Here is a 7,259-nt window from a genome sequence, read left to right on the forward strand (position 1 = left end):
CTCCGGATGTGTGCGGGGTGGGTGGCCGCTGGCCCCGGCTCTGTGGCGGGGGCCGGCCGGTGGTTCAGGTACGACGGCGCGTTGTGGCCGTGGCCGGAGACCGGGCGGTGGTGCGGGCCGTTGTCGGCGTGGCGCGTTGCTTGCGAAGTTCGGCCACGGCGTTGCGGTAAGTGGCTTCGTCGAAAAGGCCGGGGTGGATGTTGACGCGGTATCCGGCGGTGAGCAGCGTGGGGATGGCGCGCGTGGCGAGCTTCCTCTGCTCTGCCTCCGGCAAGTGCTCGGGGACCTCGTGCCAGACGTAGATAGCCGCGGTGCGACGCTCGAAGCCAAGGTCGTCCAGCAGGGCAAGCAGTGCCTCGGTCGGTGCGCTGCCGCTGTCGACGTAGATCGTCTCGTCGAAGGGACGGCGGTAGATCTCGACGTCGTTGCCGGTTTCGTCAGCAAGGCTTCCCAAACGTGATCCTCCTGTTCAGTGAAGAGACTTGGCGCGCTTACCCGTGTTGCGGGGCTCGGCCGGGAGGGTGGTCGGCGCGGAGGCCGGAGCCTGCTGTGTGGGTCGGGTCGCGGCCTGGTCGCGGATGGTCTCGATGACCCGGGCGTGGCTGGAGAGCCTGCTCGTGGCGTGCATCAGCTGTTCCGTGAGAGCGCGGTTCTGCCCGGCCGCCTCCAGGCGCTGTGTCCAGGGGGCCCAGGTGGCGACGAGGGTCTGGGTGAGGCGGTGTAGCAGGCCGTCGTGGGGTGCGGTGATCTCGGTCAGGACGGCCGCGACCTCGCGGTCGTTGGTGGCCTGCCGGGCGCGCTCGGCGAGCTCGTCGAGGTAGCGCAGGGCTGCTTGACGGTCGCCGTCCGGGGTGGCGAGGGTGTTCAGCGACGGGTCGAGATGGACGCTGAACCCGGCCAGCAGCAGGCCGTGAGCGGCCGCGGTGGCGCCGCGACGCTGCTGGTCGACGGGCAGGTCATGAGGCTGGCGGTGGTAGGGGCCGCGTGGCCCGGGCGCGGAGACGAAGCCGCCGAGCGTCTGCAGGATGCCCGCTGCCTTGTTGTCCCCGCCGATGGCGACGACGAGCTGGGTGCGCGGGTCCCGGGTGATGGTGATGTAGTCCAGGACGAAGAACCGCGGCTCCCCGTCGGCGGTGGCGGTGCTCACCGGGCGCGGGTGTTCGGCTTGGCGGGCTGCGCGGGCGGGGGAGCCGTGGTCTCCAGCGCTGGCCGACTGGGCGGGTGGCGCAGAATGACGCCGATGCCGTGGGCGGCCAGCTGGGCCCCGGCAGCGCGTACGGCCTGGGCCTGGAGGGTGGTGTCGTCGCCGGCCAGGACGAATGCCTGCTCGCGCGGGTCGTAGACGAAGCCGTTGTCGTGCAGGGCCTTGACGGCCTGCGGGCTGTCGGGCTTGGCGGCCAGCATGCCGTCGCCGAACCAGGTCATCACCACGCGCTCCGGCTCCGGTGCCGGAGCGGGGGCCAGCGGACGGGGGTGGGCGGCGTTGTGCTGGACCTGGGCGACGGCCTTGTCGTACCGCGGCAGCAGGTCGGTGGCGATGTCGTCCGCCGCGCGGAACGGGTCGTCGGGCACGGCGATGCCGTCCGGCTCGCGGACACCTCGGAACGCCTTCGGGTCGAAGCCGGGCGGGGCCATGGCGCCAACGAGGTACTCGTCCGGGTGGCCCGGACGGCCGGTGACGTAGAGGCGGGCGCCGTCGTCGCGGGTGAGGACGGCGTCATGCCCCAGGACGTACTTGGCGATGGCGCCGGAGACCAGGTTCATGTCCCACACGTCCTCGGAGACGGGGAACTGGTCGGCGTACTCGGCGTGACGGTGGTACTCGCTGGTCCAGTTGCCGGGAAGTTCGCCGGCGAGGACGTGGGCGAACGACTCAAGGTCGTGGGTGTCGGTGGGGTCGGGCATGTTCTCCTCGGGACGGAGGCGGGAATTTCAGCGTCGGCGTCCACCGGCCACTACGGACGGCAGGGAGGGGACGCGGGATGGCGGGGGAGGGCAGGCGCACACGGCGGACGCCTCCCGCTCAGTGCTCGGCGTTTCGCTGTCGCACGCGGCCCGCTGCGGGTGGGGAGCGTGGCGGTCGGCGAGGTCGTTGCGGATGCCGCGCAGGTCGGAGGCGATGACGCCGAGGCGCTCGGCGGCGAGGTAGCGCAGCCGCTTGGCATGGTATGGATCGGCGCTCTGGCCGAGGTCCTGGTAGAAGTCGGCGGTGGCGGTGAGGACTTCGTGCAGTGCGTTGAGGATGCCGTCGTGGGCGGCGGTCAGTTCCGTCAGGGCGTCGGCGGCGTCCTCGGTCCTCTCCGCCCGGCGGATACGGTCGGCGATAGCCACGACCTGGGCGCCGAGGGTGAGGTAGTGAGGCTCGCGGCGCTCGGTGTCGAAGGCCGGGTCGCAGTCGATGTAGTAGCCGACGGCCTTGAGCCGGGCGACAGCCCGGGTGGCGATGCGGGCTTCCTCGGCCGGATCGAGCCCGGTGGGCAGGCGGTGGTAGTGCTCGTGGAGACGGACGACGGGCACGAAGCCGGTGCGCTCGAGGACGCTGTGCGCCTCCGGATCGCCGCCCCGGGCGAGGACTTCACCCGAGTGCACGTCGCGCCGCAGGGTGAGCAAACGGTCGGCGAGGGCCAAGAAGGGGGTCTTTCTGGAGAGGGGAGGTCAGCGGGAGCGGTGGGCCGGGACGGCGGGTGCTGTCACCGGAACCGGAGAGGCGACAGGCTGGCGTTGGGCGCTCTGGCCCAAGCCGGAGGCAGTCGCCTGGAGATCCTCCTGCACGGCGTACAGCCGCCGGGCGACCCACTCCAGGCGACGGCCGGTATCGCCACCCTGGCCGTCGGGAAGGCCGGCAACCTGGTACGCCGCCTGTTCGACGAGCCGCCGGACATTCGCCAGCGGCCCGCTGCTCTCCTCCGTAAGTCGGTGCAACAGCGTCGCCTGGGCCGGGCCGGCGATCGCGGACCCCCGGCCCCTCTGCGGACCGTCCGCGGTACCCCCAGGGGCCTGGAGTCCGAGGTCGCGGGCGATGCGGCGGGACTCGGACAGAAGATGCGCGGGCAGCCGGTACGGAAGGCGGGCCCGGGTGCCGTCCTCCCGGACGAGGCTGGCCAGCAGATGAACACGGCGGGGCCCGGCCGCGAGGGCGATCCAGCGGCACGCCCGCTCGTCCCCTGGCGGTGTGATGCCGGTGGTACGGGCGAGCCGGTGAGCGATCTCCGACCACTCCGCCCTCGTCAGTACGCGGTCGTCAGGGTGAAGGCGCACGGAGAGATGAAAAACGAACGGCTGCTCCGGCTGTCGGCTTTGCGCGTGCCGACGGGCGGGGGCCGCGAGGTGCACTGCGATGTCCCTGCCGGACCAGCGTGGCGGATCCGGATTCCTATCGGCTTCGGCGAGGCTGGAGGAGTGGGCGAGGATTGTGTCGCCGGCCAGATCCCCTTCCGGATCGAGAGCGTGGCCGAGGACTTCGAAGACGGCTCCGGTGAAGGATCTGCACGGCCGGTGGACGAGCGCGATCACCGCTGGGCCGAGGCGTCGGACGTCCGGGCCAGGCGTGCCCAGTCGTGTGCTGCTGTGATCAAGGAGCGTTCGCGGACGAGATCGGCATGGACGGCCGGGTCGCCGGGCGGCAACAGGTCGAGCGCCTGGTCAATAGCCTCCAGGGCCTTGCGGTAGTTACCCAGGCCGCGCAGGGCGGCAGCCTTGCGGAAGAGAGCGATCGGGTCCGCGCGTCCGGCGAAGGGCGGTAGGTCCAGCAGCCGGAGCATGCGCTCCTCACGGCCGGGAAGGCGGTGCCCGAGCCACAGCCCGTGAAGCAGCACCTGCAGGGTCTTCGGGTGGTCGCCGGCTTCCACCAACACCTCGTCCATCAGCACGAAGCCGTCCGTACGGGACTGACCAAGGAGAGCGAAGGCCCACATGGCACGGCTGTAGGCGTCCAGACGGTCCACGACCGACGGCGGCATGCGGTGGACGAGCGCCTCGATGCTGGGACAGCGGAAGTCGTAGCGCAGACCGGCCAGATACAGATGCCGGTGCGCACGGGCGGTGACCGGATCGGGCCCGGGGGAGGTGATCTGCTCGGGCCGCAGCACGAGCAGGGCGCTGCTCCCTGTGGTGCGGGCCTGCCAGGCAAGGTCGGCGCACGCGTCGGCGGATTCCTGCCAGGTCGCGTTGATCTCGGTCAGGAGCCCGACCAGGACATCCGGCCACGCGTCGCCGGAAGCAGCGGCAGCAGCCGTGGTGGCACGAACCTGCTCAAGAACAGCAGTGCGTTCGGTCATCGGCCGTGCCGGGCGTCGTCGATGTGGACCAGCTGGTTCAGGGCGGTCACGGTGTACCAGCCGCAGTCGATGATGCCGGTCGCTTCCCGGTGCGCGGGCAGCAGGAGCTCCTTCAGGGCACGGTGGTGGATCAGGCAGTCAGGGCAGCGGCGGGAGAGGTGGACCAGGTAGCGGGGGTGGGCGGTGATGTAGGTGCGCTGGCCGCCGTTGGGGTTGCGCAGCCGCCAGCCGTCCTCGTCGGTCGCGGTGTGCCACGAGGGGGTGACGACCGTCATGGCGTCGCCCCACAGGTCGCCGTCGGCGACGCCCTTGACGATGACGACCTGCTCGCCGGGGCGGAAGTGCGCGTGGGTGATGTCGCGCTCGGGGGTGAGGCGATCGAGGACCGGTGCCCAGATGGCGGGGATGCTCGGGGGGCGGGGTGCGGCGTCGGGCACAGCAGTGAATTCCTTCCACGAACGGCATGGGGTGGTGGTGGGGAGGATTCAATGGTCTGGAGGATCCCCGGTTTCGCTAACCGGGGATCCCCCGGTATAAGACCGCTCGCACGTTTACTGGAACGGGTTCTCCGTGCCACGGTCGTCGTCGGTGGCCGCGTCCAGGAGTTCGGGCAGATCCAGGGCCTCGGCATCCCGCTGGTCGATCCACCAGCCGGCGCGCGTGACGGTGCGGACCTTCTCCTCCAGCTCGGCCCAGTCCGCCTCATCCCAAGAGCCTTCAGTGACCAGGGCGGTGTAGGCGGTGGTCACCAGCTGGTGGCGGGAGCGCTCGCCCCAGTCCAGGGCCTTGGCGGGGCCCTCCAGCGGCGGCATCTGGAACTGCTGCGCCCACGCGGCGGCGGCCTGCTGCTCCTCGGCGCGCTTGGCGGCGAGCCACTCTTCCTTGCCGGCACTGTCGCCGTCCCGGGCGGCCTTCCAGCAGTCGGTGCAGTCCTTTCCGGCGAGCCAGCGGGCGAAGCTGGCGCGCTTGTCCGCCGGGCGGTTCGACAGGTCGTGATCCACGCTGTGCCCACAGCTATGGGCAATGTTCCAGGTCTTTCGGACAGTCATATACGGGTTTCCTTGGTGAGAGCGGGTCAGGGGCGGGTGGCGTGAGCGGGAACGCGCCGGTGTCGGCCGCGACGGCGGACCGCCCCGGGCAAGGCGATCCGGCGGCGGGCGCCGACGAGCACGGCGAGGCAGGTGGCGGCGCCTGCCGCCGGGAGCGCCGAGCAGGTGAAGGGCTGCGTGGCCAGGGCGCCGGCCAGGGCGGTCCCGGCGGCCTGGCCGGTGCCGACCGAGGCGATCAACCAGGCGTACGCCTCGGTCGTGGTGCCGGCCGGGGCGAGTGCGTCCACGGTCAGGAAGGCGCTGGTGATCAGCGCGGTGAGGAACAGGCCCGGCAGCGCGGTGAAGGCGGTCGCCGCGATCGGCCCGGGGACGGTCATCAGCGGCAGCCACCCGGCCGCGAAAGCCGCGGCGGCGACGGTGAGCTGGGTGGTGACGGAGCCGGACCAGGTCCGCCGGCTGTAGAGGAGCCCGCCGACGAGGCTTCCCGTGGACAGCGCGGCGGGGATCAGCCCGGACAGCAGGCCCACCTCGTACCGGTCGGCCATGGCCACGGCCCATACGTTCATGGCGCCCAGCGCGAAGCCGGCACCGGTCAGGGCGACGAAGAGCAGCAGTAGGCCGCGATGCCGCAGCGGACCGAACGCCCCGGACCCGGGAACGGACGCGGGCGTCCAGGTTCGTGACGGCGACGAGGTCAGGACGACGGCCGCACCGATCAGGCCGAGCACCGCAGTGACGGTCATCGCGGTGTTCGGGCCGGTGGCGGCGACGAGGGCGGCCACCAGCGGAGGTCCGGCGACATAGATCAGCCCTTGGGCGCCGGTGTCCAGGGCCAGGGCGGCGCGCTGCCGTTCCGGGTCGGGCAGCACCTGCGGCCACAACGCCCGCAGACCGGCCTCCAACGGCGGATTGCTCAGCCCGGCGAACGCGACGAGTCCGGCCGCCACGCCGGGCTGCGCAGCGGCGTCGATCACCGGCAGAAGCACGAGACACGCGCTGGTGAGGACCACGGCCGTCGACGTGACCAGGGTCTGGCCGCGCCGGTCGACCATCCGGCCCAGGAACGGCTGCCCGACAGCAGACGCCAGACCATACAGGGCACACAGGGAACCGCCCAGCGACAGGGATCCGCCCTGGGCTGCGACCAGCAGGAGGATGGCGACAGGGACCATGCCGTTGGGCAGGCGCCCGACCAGGGTGCCCAGAAGAAGGCGCGCAACGTGCTGGTGAGCCAGCACAGGGCGGGAGCCGGGGGACGTGGTCGGGCGGTTGTTCGTGGTCAACGCGTGGTGCTTTCCGTGGTGGGCGTCGGCGCGTCCCCGAGCGGTGCCGGGGGCTATGGGCGGCGCTGCGGGAGGGCGGCCCCGGGGCGCGGTGTCGGCGGGCGTCGGCGATCAGCGGCGGTGGCGCCTGCTGGCGTCCGGGGGCGATGGCTGAGCGGCCATCGCCGTCTTGGTGCGGCGGGAGGCCCGTGACGGTGAAGTGCTGCCGGCCGGACGCAGGCTCGGGTCGAGGTCGACCTGATAGCGGGCGGCGGTGAGCATGTCGGCGGCCCAGCTGGCGCGTTCGTTCTCCCAGGCGCGGCCCATATCAAATGGCAACCGGACCCAGGAGCCATACAAAGTCGGCAAGGACACGAACCCGGCGCGGGCCGCGATGCCGGCGGCGAAGGAGTCCACGACGCCGTCGACTTCCACTTCACCGCCGGGTCCTCGGGCGATGCGGATCGGATCGCCGCTCATGCTCATCTGCTCCGTCCAGGAGCTGAGTACTGCGCCGTCCCGACGGCCGGTGCGTACGTGGGCTGGGGCGGGGTCGGCCGAGCGCCGGGCGAAGTGCCGCAGACCGGGGGCCGCTGGGGCGACGGCGTGGCGGCGGCCTGTGCGATTCGGCTGCGGCGGCCCGTCAGACTGTGGCGGGCAGTGTGTTGGGG

Annotated in this window: 10 protein-coding genes; all 10 read right to left on the reverse strand. The window is 72.0% G+C overall.

The window, feature by feature from the left end; all coding sequences use genetic code 11:
• Positions 1-64: 64 nt before the first annotated feature.
• A complete protein-coding gene (locus K6I33_RS28595) occupies positions 65-454 on the reverse strand; it encodes a hypothetical protein (RefSeq protein ID WP_229357433.1) in 390 nt (129 codons plus the stop codon).
• Between the two features lie 15 nt (positions 455-469).
• Positions 470-1,147: a hypothetical protein gene (locus K6I33_RS28600; protein ID WP_229357434.1), complete on the reverse strand. Its 678-nt coding sequence runs from the start codon at positions 1,145-1,147 to the stop codon at positions 470-472.
• The gene (locus K6I33_RS28605) at positions 1,144-1,905 is read right to left on the reverse strand and encodes a hypothetical protein (RefSeq protein ID WP_229357435.1); all 762 of its coding nucleotides are present in this window, start codon (positions 1,903-1,905) and stop codon (positions 1,144-1,146) included. Before K6I33_RS28605 ends, K6I33_RS28600 begins: the two co-directional genes overlap by 4 nt.
• A gap of 27 nt (positions 1,906-1,932) precedes the next feature.
• Positions 1,933-2,628, reverse strand: a complete 696-nt coding sequence (locus K6I33_RS28610) for a hypothetical protein (protein WP_229357436.1) — start codon at positions 2,626-2,628, stop codon at positions 1,933-1,935.
• A gap of 27 nt (positions 2,629-2,655) precedes the next feature.
• The gene (locus tag K6I33_RS28615) at positions 2,656-3,258 is read right to left on the reverse strand and encodes a hypothetical protein (RefSeq protein ID WP_229357437.1); all 603 of its coding nucleotides are present in this window, start codon (positions 3,256-3,258) and stop codon (positions 2,656-2,658) included.
• A 251-nt stretch (positions 3,259-3,509) separates the two neighbouring features.
• Positions 3,510-4,277 carry a tetratricopeptide repeat protein gene (locus tag K6I33_RS28620; protein WP_229357438.1) on the reverse strand — a complete coding sequence of 256 codons (768 nt, stop codon included), beginning with the start codon at positions 4,275-4,277 and terminating at the stop codon, positions 3,510-3,512.
• Positions 4,274-4,714, reverse strand: coding sequence for a hypothetical protein (locus K6I33_RS28625; protein ID WP_229357439.1), 441 nt, complete (start codon positions 4,712-4,714; stop codon positions 4,274-4,276). The genes K6I33_RS28620 and K6I33_RS28625 overlap by 4 nt, the downstream gene beginning before the upstream one ends.
• Positions 4,715-4,828: 114 nt before the next feature.
• Positions 4,829-5,326 (reverse strand): hypothetical protein, encoded by a 498-nt coding sequence (locus K6I33_RS28630; protein WP_229357440.1) that lies wholly within the window; start codon positions 5,324-5,326, stop codon positions 4,829-4,831.
• A gap of 26 nt (positions 5,327-5,352) precedes the next feature.
• Entirely contained in the window at positions 5,353-6,609 is a 1,257-nt protein-coding gene (locus K6I33_RS28635) for an MFS transporter (RefSeq protein WP_229357441.1), read from the reverse strand.
• A gap of 111 nt (positions 6,610-6,720) precedes the next feature.
• A complete protein-coding gene (locus K6I33_RS28640) occupies positions 6,721-7,068 on the reverse strand; it encodes a hypothetical protein (protein ID WP_229357442.1) in 348 nt (115 codons plus the stop codon).
• Positions 7,069-7,259: the final 191 nt, after the last annotated feature.

This window comes from Streptomyces sp. UNOB3_S3 (genome assembly GCF_020740895.1).
In the GTDB taxonomy this organism is placed as follows: domain Bacteria; phylum Actinomycetota; class Actinomycetes; order Streptomycetales; family Streptomycetaceae; genus Streptomyces.

Coding starts and splice junctions, on each gene's coding strand:
- K6I33_RS28640 (WP_229357442.1), bottom strand. CDS start 7,068: ATGAGCGGCGATCCGATCCGCATCGCCCGAGGACCCGGCGGTGAAGTG.
- K6I33_RS28630 (WP_229357440.1), bottom strand. CDS start 5,326: ATGACTGTCCGAAAGACCTGGAACATTGCCCATAGCTGTGGGCACAGC.
- K6I33_RS28620 (WP_229357438.1), bottom strand. CDS start 4,277: ATGACCGAACGCACTGCTGTTCTTGAGCAGGTTCGTGCCACCACGGCT.
- K6I33_RS28605 (WP_229357435.1), bottom strand. CDS start 1,905: ATGCCCGACCCCACCGACACCCACGACCTTGAGTCGTTCGCCCACGTC.